Origin of the sequence: Nocardia alni (assembly GCF_019038435.1) — a bacterium.
In the GTDB taxonomy this organism is placed as follows: Bacteria; Actinomycetota; Actinomycetes; order Mycobacteriales; family Mycobacteriaceae; genus Nocardia; species Nocardia alni.
In genome coordinates, this window is the sequence record NZ_JAGPOX010000046.1 from 1 (window position 1) to 20,151 (window position 20,151).

The following is a 20,151-nucleotide window of genomic DNA, read 5'->3' on the forward strand; positions in this document are numbered from 1 at the left end:
GGAGCAAGCAGCGGTGCCCGACCGACGCGCCCCCAGGGCGCCGAAAACCCGCCCCGGAGCGAAGCGGAGGGGCAAATAGACACAGCAAACGCAATAATTACAGTTGGGGGGATAGGGTGGGATGCGCAGGGTGATCTATTCCGAGACATAGGGGCGACACCGGTGGATTTCACTATCGTCGAGCGCCACGAGACGCTGGTGGCGGGTACGGTACTGCGCAGCCCAGCGCTGGCGGTCGAGGGGCCGCGTCGGCTGAGGGTCGAACAGGCCTGGCGGCACGTCCTCAAACGCGACTTGCCTGGACCGCTGGCGAGCGCGTTCGTCGACCATGCGCCCGAGATCGGTTCGTATCTGACCCATATCGTCGGCTATCGCTGCGAGAGCATGGACGATCTGCTGCCCGGCGATGTACTGGCACGGATCCCCGGCGGGCGGTTCGCCCGATTCGTCCGCAGCGGTGAGCATCTGGGCGACACCATCGTGTCCGTCTGGCGAGCGGTGTGGGACCTGGAGACGGCGGGGGCGCTGGTGCGCTCGTACACAGGCGATTTCGAGCACTATCCGGATCGGCATACGGTCGAGGTGTTCGTCGCGCTGGCCGACGAGCCGGACACCGCCGCGAGCGGCACGCCCGAGGCAAGCGACAGGTAGGGGCGCACCATGGATTTCGAGATCGTCACCCTGGACCAGAGCCTGGTCGGTGGGCTGACCATTCCGTTGACCGGGCGCGAGGTGACGGCCCGCGACCTGGATCTGGTCAACTTCACCTGGGACAGATACCTGTCCAGGGAGAAAGACGCCGCGCGGGTCGCCGCGTACATCGGCCAGAACGACCATGCGGTCGCGGTTCTCGGCTATGAGCTCGCGGCGCTGGACGACCTGGACACCGGAGATGTGCTCACCCGCGTCCCCTCCGGCCGCTACGCCAAATTCGTGGTCACCGACAAGCCCTACGACCTGTTGCGCACCGCATGGGCGAAGGTCGCCAAGGCCGAGGCCGCGGGCACCATCACCCGCTCACACGCCGCGGAGGTCGAGCGCTACACGGGCCCAACCTCCGTCGAGGTGTACGTCTCACTGGACTGAGCTGCGCCCCCGCCGACTGGTCCGGTCGTGATATCAACGCGACAACTGATCTCGCAAGATGCGGGTAACTTGCCGGGTACGGGCTGACTCTCCCCCGCCCGACCGCCGGCCGCCAACGCCACTGCCCTGGCACACGAGCCTGGCCTGAGGCGCGGAGAGGCGGATCAGTGCGATTTCGCCGCCGCGACCAGCGCGGTGCGATCGGTGACGATGATCCGGCCGCGCCGCAGTTCGACGATTCCGCGATCCTCGAGCTCACGCAGGATCTTGTTGGCCGTGACCCGGGTGGTCCCGGCCATCGACGCCAGATCGTCCTGGGTGAGCCGGATCTCGGCGATGGGCGCCCGGCCGCCGTACGTCCGGGCCAGATCCACCAGCCGCCGGACCACCCGCGCTTCGACCGGCAGATACAGCGCCTCGAGCACCATCGCGGACAGGCGACGGACCTGGATCACCAGGGTTCGGATGAGCATTCGCTCGATATCGGGATTCGCGGCACGCAACGCCGCCAGCTGTGCGCGGCTCAGGGTGAGGGTCTCCACGTTCTCGGCCGCCTCCACGGTCGCGGTGCGTTTGGAGTCGGCGCTCAGCAGCGCCAGCTCACCGAACGCATCGCCCGGTCCGATGATGGTCAGCGTGGCGGTGTACCCCATCGGGGTGGCCACCCGGATCAGCAGCAGTCCGGATTTGATCAGATGCAGAGTGTCTCCGGGATCGCCCTCATGACAGAGGATTTCGCGGCGTTTGAACTTGCGCGGGGTGCAGGAGGCGAGCACCTGGCGCCGCTCGCCGTCGTCCAGGTCGCGCAGCAGTGCGTAATCGATGGTCATCGCAATCCCTCGAGCACGTAGCAGGTCACCGGCTCCCGTCGGCCCTTGACGGTGATGGTGTCCAATGTGCGCACGGATACCCGATCCCCGAGCTGCGCACACGTCGAGGAGCTGATCACCACGGTGCCAGGCTCGGCCACGCCCTCCAATCGCGCCGCGAGATTGGTGGTGTCGCCGATCGCGGTGTAGTTACGCATCTGTGCCGCACCGATATTGCCGACCAGGGCGGGACCGGAGTTGATCCCGACCCGGAAGTGCGGCCATTCCGGATGCCCCGCGGCGATCTGCCCGACCGCCCACTGCAGTCCCAGCCCGGCCCGCGCCGCCCGGAGAGCATGGTCGGGCTGGGGATTCGGCGCGTTGAACACCGCCATCACCGCATCGCCGACGAACTGCACCACCGTCCCGCCCTCGGTGAGGATCACCGGCACGATCGCGCCGTAGTAGGTGTTGAGCATGTGCACCACCGCCGCCGGATCGGTGTTCTCCGAGAACGGCGTGAACCCGGACAGGTCCGCCATCAGCACGGTAACCTCGGCGATCCGGCCACCGAGGTCGGCCTGGGTGGGATCGGCGAGCAACTCGGTCGCCACCGCGGGGGACATATAGGACCGGAACAGCTCATCGAGCTGACCGTACAGCCGCGCGTTCTGCTCCAGGACCGCGAACTGCCGTTCGGTCATCCCGAACTGCCGCGACAGCCGCACGCCGAGCGATCCGAGGGGTTCGCGCTCGGCCACCCCGCTGGCGGTCCGCTCGCGCAGAATGCCCACCATCTCGGTCAGTGCCCGGCCGTAGTCGCGCTCCAGCGCCGCCATGGTCTGTTGCAGCGTCACGCTGTCGAACAGGCCCAGCGACGAGCCTTCCCTGCGGAATTGCAGGTGGCTGCTCACGGCGATCAACGCGAACGCGACCAGCATCAGCACATGCCATTCCCACCAGGAGGTCCGCCAGCTGCGCCCGAAGCCGATGGCGAGCAATGCCTCGATCAGCAGCACGAACGTGGTGACAATGGTGAGCAGCAGCAGGCCCCGGCGACGCGCGAACTGCCGCGCGTACGCGACCGCCGCGCCCAGGTAGCACAGCGAGCCGAAGAACGCGATGCCGACGAGCGGCCCCGAAGTCTCGGTGGGACTGGGCGTTCCGTTCAGCGGCGGTATCCGGGTCATCGAGATGGCCGCCCAGACCAGGAAACTCGCCGCCGGAAGCGCGGCCAGCAGCCACATCCACCGCTGCAACCGGGCGACGGCCTCGGGCCCGTATTCGACGGCCGAGGCCAGCGCGGCCATACCGCCGAGGGTCAGTCCGATCGGAACCGCGTAGACGAAGCCGGCATTGGGTGAGTTCAGGATCACCCCGGGCGTGGCCACCGCGTGCAGTGCCAGGAACCCGGCGGAGAACTGGAACATCAGCGATATCAGGATGAGTCGCACATCACGGCGGCTGCGCGCGGCCCGGAACAGGATGGTGCCCAGCGCCATCGACAGCAGCGCCGCCGACAACACAAGCCAGAAGTGCTCCACATGATGTTCGTAGTGCGCGTCCAGCATCGGGTCCGCGACGAGCAAGGAAAGTCCCAGCGCGGGCAGTGTTACCGCCACGGCCCAGGTGAGCGCTCTCACGTTGAACACCCGTCGAACCTACCCACCAACCAGATTCGCGGCCACTCGGTCCACGAGACACCGATGCCCCGGCAGCGAGGCTGCCGGGGCATCGGTGATATTCGGTTGTTCGGCGCTGCGGATCAGCGGCCGCGGAACCAGTCGAAGTCGTAACCCGAGTTGTGGTTATGGAAGTTCTGCCAGTCGTTGTGGTGGCTGCCGTGCCACTGGTAGCGGTCGCAGAAGTTGTAGTAGTGCCAGTTGAAGTTCGAGCCCCACGTGCAGTAGGAGTCACCCCACCAGGTCTTGGCGGGCTCGTTGGCGGTGGGCGAGGCCGAGGCGATTCCGGCGCCGGTTCCGGTGAGGACCGCGACGGCCGCCACTGCGGTGGCGATGCGGCGGAAGCTGTTCTTCATGGTGTGCTCCAAGCTGTTTCGTTCTGTCGGGCAACGTGAGACAAAGTTTGCCGTCGAAGCACGAAAGTCTCTGCCGCCCAGACGACACCCGGTGTGTATCCGTCGCGACACAACGCCGGCAGCGCCGGAAGACGACGACACGCCCCCGGTACGACCGGGGGCGTGTCGTGCGCCAACGCGATTCAGGACAGCTCAGGCTCCGATGATGAAGGCCTCGAGCTCGGTGCGGGCGATGTCGTCGGCCATCTGCTTCGGCGGGGACTTCATCAGGTAGGCCGAGGCGGGCAGGATCGGACCGCCCAGGCCGCGGTCCTTGGCGATCTTGGCCGCGCGGACGGCGTCGATGATGATGCCGGCCGAGTTGGGCGAGTCCCAGACCTCGAGCTTGTACTCCAGGTTCAGCGGCACATCGCCGAAGGCGCGGCCCTCGAGGCGCACGTAGGCCCACTTGCGGTCGTCCAGCCAGCCGACGTGGTCGGACGGGCCGATGTGCACATCGCCCGCGCCCAGCTCCTTCTTCAGGTTGCTGGTGACGGCCTGGGTCTTGGAGATCTTCTTGGACTCCAGGCGCTCACGCTCGAGCATGTTCTTGAAGTCCATGTTGCCGCCGACGTTCAGCTGCATGGTGCGATCCAGCTGCACACCGCGATCCTCGAACAGCTTGGCCATCACGCGGTGGGTGATGGTGGCGCCGACCTGACTCTTGATGTCGTCACCGACGATCGGAACGCCCGCGTCGGCGAACTTCTTGGCCCAGACCGGATCGGAGGCGATGAAGACCGGCAGCGCGTTCACAAATGCGACATTGGCGTCGATGGCACACTGCGCGTAGAACTTATCGGCCTCTTCCGAACCGACCGGCAGGTAGGAGACCAGGACGTCCACCTTCGCGTCCTTCAGCACCTGCACGACGTCGACCGCGTCGGTATCGGACAGCTCGATGGTCTCGGCGTAATACTTGCCGATGCCGTCGAGGGTTGGGCCGCGCTGCACGGTGATCCCGGTCGGCGGCACATCGGCGATCTTGATCGTGTTGTTCTCGCTGGCGTAGATCGCGTCGGACAGGTCGAATCCGACCTTCTTGGCGTCGACGTCGAAGGCAGCGACGAACTGCACGTCGCGGACGTGGTACTGCCCGAACTTGACGTGCATCAGGCCGGGCACGGTCGCGTCCGGGTCCGCGTCCTGGTAGTACTGCACGCCTTGGACCAGCGAGGAGGCGCAGTTACCCACGCCCACGATGGCCACGCGAATCCCGGTGACTTGTTCAGCCGTGTTGACATCACTCATGGCCGATATTTCCCTCTTTCTGTGGTGCCGCCTGCATCGACTGCTCGGCGGCAATCAACTCGTTGAGCCAGCGCACTTCGCGCTCGCTTGATTCCAGGCCGAGCTGGTGCAGTTGGCGGGTGTAGCGATCCAGGGTTCCGCTGGCCCGCTTGATCGCCTCCCGCAGTCCCTCCCGACGCTCCTCGACCTGCCGACGCCGACCCTCCAGGATCCGCATCCGCGCCTCGGCGGGGGTGCGGCCGAAGAAGGCCAGGTGCACGCCGAAGCCGTCATCGGTGTAGTTCTGCGGGCCGGTATCGGCGAGCAGTTCGCCGAACCGCACGCGACCGGGCTCGGTCATTTGATAGACCCGCCGCGCCCGCCGGGTGACCACCCCGGCCATGGACTCCTCGGCGATCAACCCGTCGGCCTGCATGCGACGCAGGGTCGGGTAGAGCGAGCCGTAGGAGAAGGCCCGAAACGGCCCCAAGAGGCCGGTCAGCCGTTTGCGCAGCTCATAGCCGTGCATGGGGGCCTCCAGGAGCAGCCCGAGAATCGCGAGTTCGAGCACGGGCTTCACCTCCTGTCTGTTCCGTATCGCTGGATACGATCAGCCACTATATCGCGCCGATATAGTTTCCGACAGATCCGCCCGACACATCGGATGTGACGAGCGTTCCGGGACGCCGGACCCGGGAGCGGTCGTCGGACCTCCGGGCTACTCTGGAACCCGTGCGAATTCAGCGGCAGGTAGTGGACTATGCGCTTCGGCGCCGGTCGCTGCTGGCCGATGTCTATGCGGGCCGCGTGGATGTCTCCGAGGTCTGCGATGCGAATCCCTATCTGCTGCGCGCGGCGAAGTTTCATGGACGAGGCAGTGATGTCACCTGCCCCATATGCCGAAAAGAGCAGCTCACTCTCGTATCGTGGGTTTACGGTGATGGACTCGGGCCGATCGCAGGCTCGGCTCGCGCGCCCGAGGAGCTGATCCGGCTGGCGGAGTCCCGCGAGGAGTTCTCGGTACATGTGGTAGAGGTGTGCCGCAGCTGCAGCTGGAATCATCTGGTGCAGTCCTACGTGCTCGGTCACCCGCCGGCGCCCACACGACGCCGCACCGGCGCCCGCCGGACCGCCGCGGAGTGATGGGGTAGGGGAGCTGAACCTAGCGGAGCACAGGCGTGCCCGCGGCGGCCACAACACCGCCAACCGGACCGTTTCGAGTTATGGAGATCCGAACTGTGACTTCGCCGTACGACGATGGACCAGCCGGCGGCCGTGGCCCGCGAGGCCCGCAACCGGGGCCCGGCGGCTATCCGCCGCCGCGGCCCGGCGGCCCACCGCAGGGCGGGCGTCCGCTGCCACCGGTGCGGCCGGGCGGGCAGGCGCCCGGCGCCGAGCCGCGCCGCGGTGGACCGCCGCCGGGTGATACGCGGGGCCAGCCGCCCAGCGGCGGAATGCGCCGGGTCCCACCGGGCGGCCAGCCGCCACGCGGCCCCGGCGGTCAGCCCCCCCGGCGGCCGGCGCCGGGCCCGCAGCGTCCACCCACCGGTGCGCAGGCCACACAGAAGATCGCGAACCCCGCGCAGGCGACGCAGAAGATCTCCGCCGGAACCCTGGGCGAGGCGATGGCCAACCGGGGTTCGGCGCGTTCCGGTTCCGGCACGGCCACCCGGCCGCGTCCGGGCGAATCCCGCCCGCGCACCGGCCCGTTCGCCGAGTCCGAGCGCCCCACTGCGGGCGGACCGCCCTCGGGCCCGCCCCGGCGGCCCGGTGCGGGCGGCCCGGGTGGTCGCGGTGGAGGCCGCGGCGGCCGGAAGAAGAAATCGCCGTGGCGGATCGTGCGCCGAGTCGTCTACGTACTGGTAGCACTGGGCATCGTGGTGCCCAGTGCGATCTTCCTGATCGCATACTCCGAGGTCTCGGTACCCAAACCTGGTGACCTCAAACCCAATCAGGTCGCCACCGTGATGGCCGACGACGGCACCACCCAGATCGCGAAGATCGTTCCTCCGCAAGGCAACCGGTCCGACGTCACCATCGATCAGATCCCCCCGCACGTGCGCAACGCGGTCATCGCCGCGGAGGACAGGTCGTTCTACACCAACCCGGGCTTCTCGATCTCCGGTTTCGCCCGCGCGTTCCGTGACAACCTGATGGGCAAGGCGACCGCCGGTGGTGGTTCCACGATCACCCAGCAGTACGTCAAGAACGTGATGGTCGGCAATCAGCACTCGCTCAGCCGTAAAATGCGCGAGCTGGTGATCTCGGCCAAGATGGCGCGGCAGTGGAGTAAGGACGACATCCTCGCCGCGTACCTCAACACCATTCCGTTCGGCCGCGGCACCTTCGGCATCAACGCCGCCTCGCAGGCCTACTTCGGCAAGAAGGTGCAGGACCTGACGGTCGAGGAGGGCGCGATGCTGGCCGCCACGATCAACCAGCCCTACGGCCTCGACCCGGCGAACAACTACAAGGGCGCAGTCCAGCGCTGGAACTACGTTCTGGACGGCATGGTGTCGATGGGCAACCTGCCGCAGGCACAGCGCGCGACGATGAAGTACCCGAACGTGCTGTCCCCGGACTCCGCGTCGGCCAACAAGCAGGATCCCGACACCGGCCCCAACGGCCTGATCAAGCGTCAGGTCATGACCGAACTCGCCGCGGCCGGGATCAGCGATACACAGATCAACACCGAGGGTCTGCAGATCACCACGACCATCGACGCCAAGGCACAGCAGTCCGCGGTCGACGCGGTGCACAAGAATATGGAGAACCAGCGGCCCGAGGTCCGCACCGCCGTGGTGTCGGTCGATCCGAAGACCGGCGGTGTGAAGGCCTATTACGGCGGCGACAACGGCCTGGGCTTCGACTACGCCAACGCGGGTCTGATGACCGGTTCGACGTTCAAGGTCTACGGCCTGACCGCGAATCTGGAGATGGGCAAGCCGCTGTCGGCCATGTACAGCAGTGACCCGCTCGACGTGCACGGGATCAAGATCACCAATGCCGAGGGTGAGACCTGTGGCGTCTGTACCATCGCCGAGGCGCTCAAACGGTCCCTCAACACCAGCTTCTACCGCATGGAGCTGGACATGGGCCCCGACGGCCCGTCGAAGATCGCCGACATGGCGCACCGGCTGGGCATTCCCGACACGATCCCCGGCGTCGGCAAGACGCTGGTCAATCCCGACGGATCCCCCCCGAACGACGGAATCATCCTGGGCCAGTACCAGGTTCGCGCACTCGATATGGCCTCGGCCTACGGGACGCTCGGCGCGGAGGGCGTCTATCGCAAACCGCATTTCGTGCAGAAGGTCGTCACCGCCGACGGGCAGGTGCTGCTCGATCGCGGGCAGGACTCCGGTCAGCAGGTCGTCTCCAAGGCCGTGGCCGACAACGTGATCTCCGCGATGGAGCCCATCGCGCATTACTCGTTCAAACACGACCTGGCCGGCGGCCGCGTCTCGGCCTCGAAGACAGGCACCACCCAACTCGGCGACACCGGCCAGAACCGCGACGCCTGGATGATCGGCGAGACGCCGTCGTTGTCGACCGCCGTCTGGGCCGGTACCGATAAGGGTGTCGCGCTGAAGAAGACGAACGGGGCCATCATGTACGGCTCCAACCTGCCGTCCGATATCTGGCAGGACACCATGGACGGCGCGCTGGACGGTACGCCGAAGGAAACCTTCCCGAAGCCGGATCCAATCGGCGGCCAGGCCGGTGTGCCGTCGTACTCGGCGCCCTTCACCCCTCCCTCGACGACCCCGCCGACGTATCAGCCGCCGCTCGAGGCCGCCCCGCCGTCGCAGATGGAGATCTTCCCGGGGCTGCGGATCCCGGTGCCGGGCGGCCTGCAGCCCAATCCGAATTACCAACAGCAGCAACAACAGCAACAACAGGCGCCCATGGGCCCCGGCCCGCTGCCCGGTCAGCCCGTCGCGCCCGACGGAACCTTCTCGGTCACACCGGTTCCCGGCGAGACAGACAGTCAGACGCCCAACGCGGGGCAATCCGGTAACACCGGGTAGCGTCGGTTGGCGTGTTCGAGCAGCAAGCGGTGACGGCGTCTATCGCCGGGGATGAGCCCGCCGAGTTTCCACTCGGGAACTCGTCCCCGGCGGCGCCGGAACCCGAGCCGCGTTCCGCGTCGTGGCGCGACAGACCCAGTCGCACCGATTCCCTCACCGCTCAGCTCTCCACCGCCATCGGCGGCCCGGTCGGCGATCATGCGCTGATCGGGCGTGCGCGCTTCTGGACTCCGCTGCGGGTCATGCTCGCGTTCGGGGTGATATTTCTCGCGCTGAGCTGGTCGGGTAAGGCGGCATGCATCCAGCAGACCACCACCCCCGACGGCCAGGTGACCCTCGACTGGAACAACGGCCGCCAGTACGTGGCCATGTGCTACTCCGACACCGTTCCGCTGTACGGCGCCGAACATCTGGACGAGGGCGCGTTCCCGTACAAGAAGCACTGGACCGAGACCGGCGCCGACGGGCAGCCGCACACCCGATACATGGAATATCCGGTGCTGTCGGGGCTCTACCAGTACGCCGCGATGGAGGTCGGCGCGCTGTGGGACAACCTGCCGCTGCCCGGAGCGCTGCCGGTCGTGGTGTATTTCGATGTCGCCGCGGTCGGCCTGGCACTGGCCTGGCTGGTAACCATCTGGGCCTCCACACAATTGGCCGGGCGGCGGGTCTGGGATGCGGCGCTGGTGGCGTTGTCACCGCTGGTGCTGGTGCACGCGTTCACCAATTTCGACGCGCTGGCGACGGCATTGGCCGCCACCGGAATGCTCGCCTGGGCACGCAGACGCCCGGTGCTGGCCGGCGTGCTGCTCGGTCTGGGCGGGGCCGCGAAACTATATCCGCTGCTGCTGCTGGGCCCGATCGTGCTGCTGTGCCTGCGCATCGATGATCGGCAGCGACTACCCGGTCTGCGAGAGTCGTTGCGGCGGCGCAAGAACAGCATCGTCCCGGCGATGCGCGACTACCTTGCGGGAGCCCGGATCAGGCCGCTGCGGGCGGCCGGGGTGACGGTCGCGGCGGCGGCGCTCAGCTGGCTGCTGGTGAATTTGCCGATCGCGGCGCCGTTCACCGCGGGCTGGTCGGAGTTCTTCCGGCTCAACACCCAACGCCAGGCCGATCCCGACTCGATCTACAACGTGATCACCTCGTTCACCGGATGGCCCGGCTTCGATGGCACGCTGACCTCGGATCAGACCCCGACGGTGCTGAACGTTGTCTCCCTGCTGTTGTTCGTCATCGCCTGTGTGGCAATCGGTTACATCGCGCTGACCGCGCCGCGGCGGCCGCGGGTGGCCCAGCTGGCGTTCCTGGTCGTGGCTGCGTTCCTGCTGACCAACAAGGTGTGGAGCCCGCAATACTCGCTGTGGCTGGTCCCGATCGCGGTGCTGGCCCTGCCGAACCGGCGAATCCTGTTGACGTGGATGACGATCGACGCGCTGGTCTGGTTCCCGCGCATGTACTACTACCTGGGAGTGGACCACAAGGGTGTGCCGGAGCAGTGGTTCACCGCCGCGGTACTGCTGCGGGATCTGGCCGTGATCGCCCTGTGCGCCTTGATCGTTCGTCAGATCTACCGACCCGCACAGGATCTGGTACGCCTCGACGGCGTCGACGATCCGGTCGGCGGAATCCTGGATCGCGCGCCGGATCCGCTACTGCCCTGGCTCCCGACGCCGCTGCGGCCATGGGAGCAGATGCCGTCGAACTCGGCCACCGCGGCGCGCTAGCGGCCTGTCAGCCCGGCGTGGTCACCAGCTCGGCCGCGACGGGCGCGAGTTCCTTCGGGGGAGCGGGCCGGCGGCGAACGCGGGGATTCGCGCGCAGGAATACGACGAAGAAGTACACCAGCAGCAGCGCGCGACCCCAGACCCCGAATTCCACGACGTGCTGTTCGGCTCGGGCCGAATCGCCGGAGCCCAGGACGTGGTAATAGCGGAAGACCCCGATCCCGAGGGCGGCGTCGGCCAGCAGATACGCCGCCACCGCCGGCCACGGAACCTCCAGCAGCACCAGGAACGGGATCAACCACAGCGTGTACTGCGGTGAATCCACCTTGTGGAACAACAGAAATCCACACAGCATCGCGCCGCTCACACCCACCCATTCGAACAATCCACAGATCCGATAGCGCCGCCACCCGAGCCAGATCGCCAGGGCGAACGCGGCCAGCACCAGCACCGGCGAGGCCGTCGCCACAATCTCCCTGTACGAGTGCTCGCCGCCGGGACTCGCATCGAATATCGGCCGAAGACCCCAGTACCAGACCGAGTCGGAGGTGATATCGGCCTGGCGCCACTGCTGAAAAAGGATCGAGGCCCGCCATCCGTCGTATCCGGCCACGGCGAACGGGAGGTTGATGGCCAGCACGGTCACCACGGCGGCGGCGGCCACCGCGAGCGCGCCCTCCGCGTCGTAGCGGCGGGTCAGGCGGGTGCAGCGGGCCAGGAGCCGGCCCTCGCGCGCTCCGGAGTCGGCCGCGGCGCCGATCCGGCCCACGGTGCGATGGCGCAGCGCGTCGAGCCCGTCACTGCCGCCGACCAGCACGTGAATCAGCAACGGCAGGACGAAGATTCCGGGATACACCTTGAGGGCACAGCCGATGCCGAGCAGCACCGCGGCCACCACCCCGCGGGTGCGCACGGAATACCGCGTCAGCGTGGTGACCACGTAGACCGCCGCCACCGCCGTGCATACCACCGGCAGATCCCAGTTGTGGAAGCCGTAGAGCACCAGCGGCGGCCCGGCCGCCCACAGCAGCGCCGCCCTGCCCGACAGCCGCCCGAGCAGCCATGCTGTCGCCAATCCGAACGGCGCCAGCAGCAGCGCCGAACGCAGCAGGAACGTCGCGTCGTTGTGTGCGCCCATCGCGCCGAGCCACATCAGCAGCCCACTGAGCACCGGATATTCCACCGCTCCGCCGGTCAGCGTTCCGTCGGGCGTGATTCCGCCGGACAGGTAGGGGAACACGTGCTCGTTGATATCGCGCCCCACCCACAGGTACTGGATATCGGAGTAGCAGACGCGCGAATCCTTGATGCGATCGAAAATGACGCTGCGGCCGTCGGATTCGAAGGGCGCACCCGCGCATCGCGCCTTGTTCAGATAGGCGAGCACCAGCATCACCCCGCACACCAGCACCGCGACGGCGGCCGTCCGGTCCGAGCGCGCGAGACGCGACCTCGTTCCCCGACGGCTGGTCATGGCATCCACGATAGTGTCGGCCCGCGACGGAGAACGATAGTGCCGCCCGCGACGGAGATCGATTTCTCTGCCGAAGTGCTGGTCATGTAGCCTTGCCAGGTTGCTGACGCAACGACCCTCCTGCCACGGACCGTCCGTGGCCGTACCTAGTCCACAGGAGGTGATGGGTTCCCGTGCGTCATTACGAAGTGATGGTTATTCTCGATCCGAGCCTGGACGAGCGAACTGTCGGTCCGAACCTGGACAATATGCTGGGCGTCGTCAAGACCGACGGAGGCAAGGTCGACAAGGTCGACATCTGGGGCCGCCGCCGTCTGGCCTACGAAATCGCCAAGCACAGCGAAGGCATTTACGCCGTGGTCAACGTGACCGCCGAGCCCGCCACCGTGAGCGAGCTCGACCGCCAGCTGGGGCTCAACGAGTCGGTGCTGCGCACCAAGGTGCTGCGCAACGACAAGAAGTAGTTCCCTTCCCGCCCGCAGTACTCGTTTGCGTCGGTGCCTGTCTCTAGGCTCTAGCGCGAAACCCGCGAGTTATGCGGACTGCACCGGAGAGCTGGAGGAACCATGGCAGCAGGCGACACGGTCATCACCGTCATCGGCAATTTGACGGCGGACCCCGAGCTTCGATTCACGCCCGCGGGCGCGGCGGTGGCGAATTTCACCGTCGCATCCACCCCCCGCGTGTTCGACCGTAATACCAACGAGTGGAAAGACGGCGAGGCGCTGTTTCTGCGCTGCAACATCTGGCGAGAGGCCGCGGAGAACGTCGCCGAGAGCCTCACCAGGGGTTCCCGTGTGATCGTGAGCGGACGGCTCAAGCAGCGGTCCTTCGAGACCCGCGAGGGTGAGAAGCGCACGGTCGTCGAGCTCGAGGTCGACGAGGTCGGTCCCTCGCTGAAATATGCCACCGCCAAGGTCAACAAGACCACCCGTGGTGGTGGCGGTGGCGGCAACTTCGGTGGTGGCGGCAACTCCGGTGGCGGCGGTGGTGGTGGGGGCTTCGGCGGCTCCAACAGCGGTAATCGCGGCGGCCAGAGCGCCGGCGGCGACGACCCTTGGGGCAGCGCCCCCGCGGCCGGCTCCTTCGGAGGCGGCCCTATGGACGACGAACCGCCGTTCTAGAACGGCGTACACATACCGGGCCACCCGCGTGGCTCCCAGGCATTACGGAGAACAAGACCATGGCCAAAGCACCGGCACGCGAAAAGGTGCTGAAGAAGAAGGCCTGTGCCTTCTGCAAGGAGCACAAGGCCGCTGCGAAGGACGGCAAGAAGGTCGCCGCCATCGACTACAAGGACACGACGCTGCTGCGTAAGTACGTGAGCGACCGCGGCAAGATCCGCGCCCGCCGCGTCACCGGCAACTGCGTGCAGCACCAGCGCGACATCGCCATCGCGGTGAAGAACTCGCGCGAGGTGGCGCTGCTGCCGTACGTGTCCACGGCTCGCTGAGAACGGGAGGCACACAATGAAGCTGATTCTGACTGCTGATGTCGACAATCTCGGCGCTCCCGGCGACACCGTCGAGGTCAAGGACGGTTACGGCCGTAACTTCCTGCTCCCGCGCGGGCTGGCGATCGTTGCCACCCGTGGCGCGGAGAAGCAGGTCTCGGGCATCCGCCGGGCGCAGGACGCCCGCAAGGTGCGCGACCTGGACCACGCCAACGAGCTGAAGCAGGCCATCGAAAACCTGACCGGGGTCTCGCTGTCGGTCAAGACCGCGGGCACCGGCAAGCTGTTCGGCTCGGTCACCACGGCCGACGTCGCGTCCGCCATCAAGGCGGCCGGTGGTCCGGTGGTGGACAAGCGCAGCATCGAGCTGCCCAAGGCTCACATCAAGAGCACCGGCAAGCACGGCGTGCAGGTGCACCTGCACCCCGATGTGTCGGCCAAGTTCGACCTTCAGGTCAACGGCGCGGAGTGATCCACGCGCAGAACGTATAGCGTTCGAAGGCCACCCTCGCACTCGAGCGGGGGTGGCCTTCGAATGCGCTGTGCTGCGTGTTCATCGTGGTTAGCTGATAATTCGCCAAATTATGTGACATGTGCATGAATCCACGCTCGGTGATCGCACCGGCTCGACCTCGTGTTATTCGGGATTGTGTGGGGATAACTCGACATGCCGACCGGTCGAAATGTGACCGGAGCCACAAGCGTAGAGAGTGCCGTTAACCCAACACGCCCGACTGTTCATCTCGAAAGACACGCCGAGGCTTTAATAATCCACAGAAGCGGATCCGCAAAAGTGTCGTTCTACCTTGCAAAAAAAGTGAGGTCGAGCACGTTTTCCCCAAGTAATCCACAGGGGCTGCACAACAGCAGGTGAACTATCCCCAGTTTATCCACAGAGGTGTGCACAGCGCGGTTTGGTACTCCCCAACCCGGTCCCATAGGTTCTTTCCGAGGTCGTGATCCCGTACCCGGTTCGTCCCGATTTCCCGAGTCTTGCAGTATGCACCATCGGTTTGCTCCACCGCCGCAGCGATGCTGACGATCATCGCGGCGGCGACACGCCGAATCGGTGCGGCAACACGCTGTGCGGAGGGGAAACGTGTCGGTGCCCCGGCGTAGAAACGGTCTTGCTCAGGTATAGACCGATAGGGTTCGAACCGGGTGTGATGAGAGAGGACGGTCGGGTCTCGTGGCAGTCGTCGATGATCGCGGACACTCGGAATACCCCGACTCACCAGGGGAGGATTTCGGCCGCCAGCCGCCGCACGACATGGCGGCCGAGCAGTCGGTGCTGGGCGGCATGCTGCTCAGCAAGGACGCCATCGCCGACGTCGTCGAGGTCATCCGCCCCGGTGATTTCTACCGTCCGGCCCACCAGGCCGTCTACGACGCCATTCTCGACCTCTACGGTCGCGGCGAGCCCGCCGACCCGGTGACGGTCTCGGCCACCCTCGACAGGCGCGGCGAACTCAAGCGCATCGGCGGCCCCCCGTATCTGGTCACCCTGACCCAAACGGTCCCCACCGCCGCCAACGCCTCCTACTACGCGGAAATCGTCGCGGAGAAGGCGATCCTGCGCCGTCTGGTCGAGGCAGGCACCCGCATCGTCCAATTCGGCTACGCCGGCGCCGACGGCCAGGACGTCGCCGAGGTCGTCGACCGCGCCCAAGCCGAGATCTACGAGGTCACCGAGCGCCGCTCCTCCGAAGACTTCCTCCCCCTGGAGGAACTCCTGCAACCCACGATGGACGAGATCGACTCCATCGCCAGCCGAGGCGGCATCTCCCTCGGCGTCCCCACCGGCTTCACCGAACTGGACGAGGTGACAAACGGCCTGCACCCCGGCCAGATGATCATCGTCGCCGCCCGCCCCGGCGTCGGCAAGTCGACCCTGGGTCTGGATTTCATGCGCAGCGCGTCGGTGAAACATGGATTGGCCAGCGTTATCTTCTCGCTGGAAATGAGTAAGACCGAGATTGTGATGCGTCTGCTGTCGGCAGAGGCGCGGATCAAGCTCGGCGATATGCGGTCAGGACGTATGAGTGATGACGACTGGACCAAGTTGGCGCGGCGGATGAGTGAGATCAGTGAGGCGCCGTTGTTCGTCGACGATTCGCCGAACCTCACCATGATGGAGATTCGCGCCAAGGCTCGCCGTCTCAAGCAGCGCCATGATCTGCGCCTGGTAGTAGTCGACTATCTCCAGCTGATGAGCTCTGGAAAAAAGGTTGAATCGCGACAGCAGGAAGTCTCAGAATTCTCCCGAAGCCTAAAACTTTTGGCCAAGGAATTGGAAGTTCCGGTTGTTGCAATCAGTCAGCTCAACCGCGGCCCGGAACAGCGAACGGATAAGCGTCCTATGGTATCTGACCTGCGCGAATCTGGATCTTTGGAGCAAGATGCGGATATGGTAATTTTGCTTCATCGGCCCGATGCATTCGAACGGGACGATCCGCGCGGCGGCGAGGCGGACCTCATTCTCGGAAAGCATCGAAATGGCCCTACTGCGACGATTACCGTCGCACACCAGCTGCACCTCAGTCGATTTGTCGATATGGCCCGGGGCTGAGCTGTTCATATCGGGTCTCAGAACTCGTGTCAGCGGGGATGGGGGGCGAGTTCGAGGGCGGTTAGCCAGCGGTCGAGCGTAGCGACTGCGTCCTCGTCGACCGCCTCCCTGATCCAGGCCTGCGCCCGTTCCCAGGCCGGCTCGGCGTCCGTCAGCGCCTGACGGCCGGCGTCGGTCACTACGACACGGGTCGTTCGGCCGGTCGCCGACGTCTCTGCGATACGGACGTAGCCGAGTTGGGCGAGCAGATCGAGGTTCCGGCTGATCGTGGAGCGCTCGATGCCGAGCCAGCCGGCGATCTCCGACGGGCGAACGGGCTCGCCGGAGACGGCCATTTCGGAGAGCACTTCGAGTTGCGGCGGGGTGAGCCCCGACTCCCGCAGCTCCGCCTCGAAGCGCCGCGAGACCAGCCGATGCAGCCGCGCGATGCGCCTGCCGAGACACCGGTCCGCCATCCACAGAGCCTGCCGTCGCGACCCTTCCGGCCCTTGGTGTTGCATATACACCTCCTCGTGATTAGTGTAGCCGACGAGATCAATGTTGTAGATACACCACATGGAGGAATCGTGTCCGACCTCAACGAATTCTTGAAGCGCAACCAGGCTTTCGCGGCAAATATCGACCTCGCTCGGTTGGCGATGCCCACATCGATGCCTGAGCGGCTCCCGCTGGTGCTGACCTGCGCCGATCCGCGAGTCGAGCCCGCGGGTTTCCTCGGGATCGGAACTGGGGACGCGGGGGTGCTGCGGAACACGGGCGGACGGGTGGACGGTCGCGTGATCGAGGACATCGCATATCTGGCGGTGCGGCTCGGAGTCAGGATGGACGTCGCGATCGTGCATCACACGCAGTGCGGTACCGGTCTGCTCGCCGACCCGGCGTTCCGCCGCTCGTTCGCCGCTCGCACCGGAGGCGACGACACCGTACTCGCCGAGCGCGCGGTCACGGACCCCGCCGCGACCGTGCGGCGCGATGTCGAGAAGCTCCTCGCCGACCCGCTGATGACCAGCGAGATTCTCGCGTCGGTGTCGGGGCACGTGCTCCGGTTGGAGACCGGGCTCGTCGAGACCGTCGTCGAATCCGTCATGCCGGCCAACCGATAGCCGGGCGCGGTAGCCGGGCGGAAGGCGAGCGACCGGGAGGCGAGCGCCGCACTGTCAGTCGCGGATCGTCGCCGCCTGCCAGGCGCCGGGGCGCACGCCCGTCGCGTTCTGAAAGAACAGCGAGAAGTTCGACGGGTCCGGGAACCCGAGCTGGCTCGCACACCGTGCCGCGGTGACGCGTTCGTGGGCGAGCAGGCGCTTCGCCTCGAGCACGATCCGTTCCACGATGTACGCCTTCGCGGTACGTCCGGTTACCTGCTGCACCGCCCGGCTCAGGGTGCGTGGGGCGAAACCGAGCGTACGTGCGTAGTAATCGGCGTCGTGGTGAGTCCGGAAATGCGCCTCCACACTCGAGCGGAACAGCTGAAACGTCGGGTTCGCCGAGCGCGCCTCGGAATGCGGGGGCTCGACGCGGGTGATCAGCGCGGACAGCAGGATCTGGGGCAACTCGGTCGACGGATCCTCGGCCAGGGCGGCCGCCTCGAGGACGAGATGCCTGCGCGCCGCGTCGACGAATGGCCGGGCCTCGGCGGGAACCGCCCACCGGGCGACCAGATCGGGAGAAGCGACCAGTTCCCGCGTGCGGTGCGTTACCGGCGCGGTCGGGACGAACAGCACCAGATGACCTGCGACGTCGGCGATGTCGTCCCACCGGTGCACCGCGCCGGGCGAGATCCACACCGCGGTCCACGCCGAAAGCGGGTGGGCGACGAAGTCGACCGTGACCGTGCCGTCCCCTTCGTCGATGAGCGCGAGTACGTGGAAATCGGCTCGTTGCGTGCCGCTGTCGTTGATCTCCCGGAGCCGTTCGAACGTCATCACCTCGACCGACGAGGCCCCGCGGTCGACAGGCTCATAGGTCATATGCCGGATCGTCGCCACGAGTCCAGTTTTCACCATCGGCCGTCCAGTCGTGCCGATGTCTCGTTCCGCGTGCTGCGGTCCAATGGAAACACGGCGGAACCAGCCGGAAAGCGAGACCGAAGGATCCCCGCATGACCAGCACACAGCAGCTTTCACTGCCCATATACGACCATCGCAGGGGCACGGGCCCGACCTTGGTGTTCCTGCACTACTGGGGAGGGTCCGCCCGTACCTGGGACCTGGTCGTGGACCGTCTGCCGGGTCGCGACACGCTCGCGGTCGACTTCCGCGGGTGGAGCCGTTCGAACACGCTCCCCGGGCCCTACACGCTCCGCCAACTCGCCGACGACACCGTCAGCGTCCTTGCCGACGCCGGAATCGACGACTACGTCCTGGTCGGACACTCCATGGGCGGCAAGGTCGCGCAGCTCGTCGCCGCGAGGCGACCCATCCGTCTGCGGGGGATCGTCCTCGTCGGATCAGGACCGGCCAAGCCGGCCGCGGAGATCACCGCCGAGTACCGCGAGTTCCTCTCCCACGCCTACGACACCGAAGAGTCCGCCGCCGGCGCGAGGGACACCGTCCTGACCGCCACCGACCTGCCGATACGGATCAAGGCACAGATCGGCGCGGACTCCCGGGCCGGCGCCGACGCGGCTCGCACGGAATGGCCGCTGCGCGGCATCGCCGAGGACATCACCGAACACACCCGCATGATCAGCGTCCCGGCCCTCGTCGTCGCCGGCGAGCGCGACCGCGTCGAACCTGCCGACGTGCTGCGCCGGAACCTCGTCCCCTACCTCTCCGGAGCGCAGTTCGCGGTGATTCCGAACACCGGGCACCTCATCCCGCTCGAAGCCCCCGACGAACTCGTCGAGGCGATCATCGCATTCGCACCGGCCGCCTGACCGGCGATCCGTCCGCCCACCTCTCCTAATCAACACGAAAGGCACAACCATGACCGACACGACCAGAACCGAAGCCAAGCCCACCATCGTCCTCCTCCACGGCGCGTTCGCGGACGCGTCCGGCTACGGCGGACTGATCTCCGGCCTCGAAGCCGACGGGTTCACCGTGGTCGCCCCGCCGAACCCGCTGCGCGGCATCGCATCCGACGCGGCGTCGATCCGGACCCGCGTCGCGGCCATCGACGGCCCCGTCGTGCTCGTCGGCCACTCCTACGCCGGCGCCGTCATCAGCCACGCCGTCGACAGGCTCGACAACGTGATCGGGCTGGTCTACCTGGCCGCGTTCGGCCTCGAGGTCGGCGAGAGCTGCCTCAGCGCACAGGATGGGTACGCACCGTCGCTGCTCGCCACCGAGAACGCGCCGACCCCGTACGACGCTCCCGGCGCCCCGGGCGGCCCCGACCTCTACATCAACCCCGGCCGGTTCCGCGAGGTGTTCTGCGGCGACTCCTCCGATGAGCTGGCTCGCGCGATGTACGCGACGCAGCGGCCACTGTCCGCATTCGCGTTCACCGAGGCCGCCACGATCCGGGGATGGGACCGGAAGCCGACCTGGTACCTCGTCTCCAACGAGGACAACTCCATCCCGCCGCAACTGCAGCGGGACATGGCCGACCGGATGCACGCGCACACAGAGGACATCGACGCCTCCCACACGGCCTTCATCGCACATCCGAAGCGCGTCGCCGACTTCGTCGAGCGCGCCGCCAAGGACTTCGCAGAGCGCATCTGACCCACGCCCGCCACCACGGCAGGACCA

At 66.8% G+C, this 20,151-nt stretch carries 21 protein-coding genes; 13 read left to right on the plus strand and 8 right to left on the minus strand.

Annotation, left to right across the window (positions count from 1 at the left end; translation table 11 throughout):
• Positions 1–162: 162 nt before the first annotated feature.
• Together JZ791_RS18980 and JZ791_RS18985 are read left to right on the plus strand one after the other, a co-directional pair.
• Entirely contained in the window at positions 163–651 is a 489-nt protein-coding gene (locus JZ791_RS18980) for a GyrI-like domain-containing protein (RefSeq protein ID WP_216896488.1), read from the plus strand.
• A 9-nt stretch (positions 652–660) separates the two neighbouring features.
• A complete protein-coding gene (locus JZ791_RS18985) occupies positions 661–1,086 on the plus strand; it encodes a GyrI-like domain-containing protein (RefSeq protein WP_216896489.1) in 426 nt (141 codons plus the stop codon).
• 164 nt (positions 1,087–1,250) lie between these two features.
• On the opposite strand, the gene JZ791_RS18990 is transcribed toward JZ791_RS18985, so the two are convergent.
• The 5 genes from JZ791_RS18990 to JZ791_RS19010 all read right to left on the minus strand — a co-directional run bounded on the left by JZ791_RS18990 (position 1,251) and on the right by JZ791_RS19010 (position 5,773).
• On the minus strand, positions 1,251–1,916 hold the full coding sequence (locus JZ791_RS18990; RefSeq protein ID WP_216896490.1) for a Crp/Fnr family transcriptional regulator: 666 nt from the start codon (positions 1,914–1,916) through the stop codon (positions 1,251–1,253).
• On the minus strand, positions 1,913–3,547 hold the full coding sequence (locus JZ791_RS46550) for an adenylate/guanylate cyclase domain-containing protein (protein ID WP_216896491.1): 1,635 nt from the start codon (positions 3,545–3,547) through the stop codon (positions 1,913–1,915). The genes JZ791_RS18990 and JZ791_RS46550 overlap by 4 nt, the downstream gene beginning before the upstream one ends.
• A gap of 113 nt (positions 3,548–3,660) precedes the next feature.
• Positions 3,661–3,933 (minus strand): hypothetical protein, encoded by a 273-nt coding sequence (locus tag JZ791_RS19000; protein WP_216896492.1) that lies wholly within the window; start codon positions 3,931–3,933, stop codon positions 3,661–3,663.
• A gap of 192 nt (positions 3,934–4,125) precedes the next feature.
• The gene (locus JZ791_RS19005; RefSeq protein ID WP_216896493.1) at positions 4,126–5,223 is read right to left on the minus strand and encodes an inositol-3-phosphate synthase; all 1,098 of its coding nucleotides are present in this window, start codon (positions 5,221–5,223) and stop codon (positions 4,126–4,128) included.
• Positions 5,216–5,773 (minus strand): PadR family transcriptional regulator, encoded by a 558-nt coding sequence (locus tag JZ791_RS19010; RefSeq protein WP_216896494.1) that lies wholly within the window; start codon positions 5,771–5,773, stop codon positions 5,216–5,218. The genes JZ791_RS19005 and JZ791_RS19010 overlap by 8 nt, the downstream gene beginning before the upstream one ends.
• Positions 5,774–5,934: 161 nt before the next feature.
• On the opposite strand from JZ791_RS19010, the gene JZ791_RS19015 reads away from it, so the two are divergent.
• From JZ791_RS19015 to JZ791_RS19025, 3 genes are all read left to right on the plus strand, one after another.
• Complete coding sequence (locus JZ791_RS19015; RefSeq protein ID WP_216896495.1) at positions 5,935–6,345, plus strand: DUF5318 domain-containing protein; 411 nt, start codon at positions 5,935–5,937, stop codon at positions 6,343–6,345.
• Between the two features lie 311 nt (positions 6,346–6,656).
• On the plus strand, positions 6,657–9,233 hold the full coding sequence (locus JZ791_RS19020; protein WP_438804537.1) for a transglycosylase domain-containing protein: 2,577 nt from the start codon (positions 6,657–6,659) through the stop codon (positions 9,231–9,233).
• Positions 9,234–9,262: 29 nt separating this feature from the next.
• A complete protein-coding gene (locus tag JZ791_RS19025; protein ID WP_216896534.1) occupies positions 9,263–10,960 on the plus strand; it encodes a glycosyltransferase family 87 protein in 1,698 nt (565 codons plus the stop codon).
• 7 nt (positions 10,961–10,967) lie between these two features.
• Here JZ791_RS19025 and JZ791_RS19030 read toward each other — a convergent pair whose 3' ends face one another.
• Entirely contained in the window at positions 10,968–12,434 is a 1,467-nt protein-coding gene (locus tag JZ791_RS19030) for a glycosyltransferase family protein (protein WP_216896497.1), read from the minus strand.
• Between the two features lie 173 nt (positions 12,435–12,607).
• Here JZ791_RS19030 and rpsF point away from each other — a divergent pair, with 173 nt between their 5' ends.
• From rpsF to dnaB, 5 genes are all read left to right on the plus strand, one after another.
• Complete coding sequence (rpsF, locus tag JZ791_RS19035) at positions 12,608–12,898, plus strand: 30S ribosomal protein S6 (RefSeq protein WP_216896498.1); 291 nt, start codon at positions 12,608–12,610, stop codon at positions 12,896–12,898.
• Positions 12,899–13,000: 102 nt separating this feature from the next.
• Complete coding sequence (locus tag JZ791_RS19040; RefSeq protein ID WP_216896499.1) at positions 13,001–13,558, plus strand: single-stranded DNA-binding protein; 558 nt, start codon at positions 13,001–13,003, stop codon at positions 13,556–13,558.
• 59 nt (positions 13,559–13,617) lie between these two features.
• On the plus strand, positions 13,618–13,887 hold the full coding sequence (rpsR, locus tag JZ791_RS19045) for a 30S ribosomal protein S18 (RefSeq protein WP_216896500.1): 270 nt from the start codon (positions 13,618–13,620) through the stop codon (positions 13,885–13,887).
• Between the two features lie 16 nt (positions 13,888–13,903).
• Positions 13,904–14,359, plus strand: coding sequence for a 50S ribosomal protein L9 (gene rplI, locus JZ791_RS19050; protein ID WP_216896501.1), 456 nt, complete (start codon positions 13,904–13,906; stop codon positions 14,357–14,359).
• A 717-nt stretch (positions 14,360–15,076) separates the two neighbouring features.
• Positions 15,077–16,456, plus strand: coding sequence for a replicative DNA helicase (gene dnaB, locus JZ791_RS19055; protein ID WP_216896502.1), 1,380 nt, complete (start codon positions 15,077–15,079; stop codon positions 16,454–16,456).
• A gap of 29 nt (positions 16,457–16,485) precedes the next feature.
• Here the strand turns inward: dnaB and JZ791_RS19060 are convergent, their stop codons facing one another.
• Positions 16,486–17,013 (minus strand): MarR family winged helix-turn-helix transcriptional regulator, encoded by a 528-nt coding sequence (locus JZ791_RS19060; protein WP_216896503.1) that lies wholly within the window; start codon positions 17,011–17,013, stop codon positions 16,486–16,488.
• Between the two features lie 9 nt (positions 17,014–17,022).
• Here JZ791_RS19060 and JZ791_RS19065 point away from each other — a divergent pair, with 9 nt between their 5' ends.
• On the plus strand, positions 17,023–17,559 hold the full coding sequence (locus JZ791_RS19065) for a carbonic anhydrase (protein WP_216896504.1): 537 nt from the start codon (positions 17,023–17,025) through the stop codon (positions 17,557–17,559).
• Positions 17,560–17,613: 54 nt separating this feature from the next.
• Here the strand turns inward: JZ791_RS19065 and JZ791_RS19070 are convergent, their stop codons facing one another.
• A complete protein-coding gene (locus tag JZ791_RS19070) occupies positions 17,614–18,423 on the minus strand; it encodes a helix-turn-helix domain-containing protein (RefSeq protein ID WP_216896505.1) in 810 nt (269 codons plus the stop codon).
• Positions 18,424–18,554: 131 nt separating this feature from the next.
• Between JZ791_RS19070 and JZ791_RS19075 the strand changes: the two genes are divergently transcribed.
• Entirely contained in the window at positions 18,555–19,331 is a 777-nt protein-coding gene (locus tag JZ791_RS19075) for an alpha/beta fold hydrolase (protein WP_216896506.1), read from the plus strand.
• A gap of 49 nt (positions 19,332–19,380) precedes the next feature.
• A complete protein-coding gene (locus JZ791_RS19080) occupies positions 19,381–20,124 on the plus strand; it encodes an alpha/beta fold hydrolase (RefSeq protein ID WP_216896507.1) in 744 nt (247 codons plus the stop codon).
• The last annotated feature ends 27 nt before the right edge of the window (positions 20,125–20,151 follow it).

Bases quoted from the DNA above. Each gene is read 5' to 3' on its own strand.
- rplI (WP_216896501.1), top strand. From the start codon at position 13,904: ATGAAGCTGATTCTGACTGCTGATGTCGACAATCTCGGCGCTCCCGGC.
- JZ791_RS19075 (WP_216896506.1), top strand. From the start codon at position 18,555: ATGACCAGCACACAGCAGCTTTCACTGCCCATATACGACCATCGCAGG.
- JZ791_RS19020 (WP_438804537.1), top strand. From the start codon at position 6,657: ATGCGCCGGGTCCCACCGGGCGGCCAGCCGCCACGCGGCCCCGGCGGT.
- JZ791_RS19030 (WP_216896497.1), bottom strand. From the start codon at position 12,434: ATGACCAGCCGTCGGGGAACGAGGTCGCGTCTCGCGCGCTCGGACCGG.
- JZ791_RS19080 (WP_216896507.1), top strand. From the start codon at position 19,381: ATGACCGACACGACCAGAACCGAAGCCAAGCCCACCATCGTCCTCCTC.
- JZ791_RS18985 (WP_216896489.1), top strand. From the start codon at position 661: ATGGATTTCGAGATCGTCACCCTGGACCAGAGCCTGGTCGGTGGGCTG.
- JZ791_RS19040 (WP_216896499.1), top strand. From the start codon at position 13,001: ATGGCAGCAGGCGACACGGTCATCACCGTCATCGGCAATTTGACGGCG.
- JZ791_RS19005 (WP_216896493.1), bottom strand. From the start codon at position 5,223: ATGAGTGATGTCAACACGGCTGAACAAGTCACCGGGATTCGCGTGGCC.
- JZ791_RS18990 (WP_216896490.1), bottom strand. From the start codon at position 1,916: ATGACCATCGATTACGCACTGCTGCGCGACCTGGACGACGGCGAGCGG.
- JZ791_RS19000 (WP_216896492.1), bottom strand. From the start codon at position 3,933: ATGAAGAACAGCTTCCGCCGCATCGCCACCGCAGTGGCGGCCGTCGCG.
- JZ791_RS19060 (WP_216896503.1), bottom strand. From the start codon at position 17,013: ATGTGGTGTATCTACAACATTGATCTCGTCGGCTACACTAATCACGAG.
- rpsR (WP_216896500.1), top strand. From the start codon at position 13,618: ATGGCCAAAGCACCGGCACGCGAAAAGGTGCTGAAGAAGAAGGCCTGT.
- JZ791_RS19070 (WP_216896505.1), bottom strand. From the start codon at position 18,423: ATGACCTATGAGCCTGTCGACCGCGGGGCCTCGTCGGTCGAGGTGATG.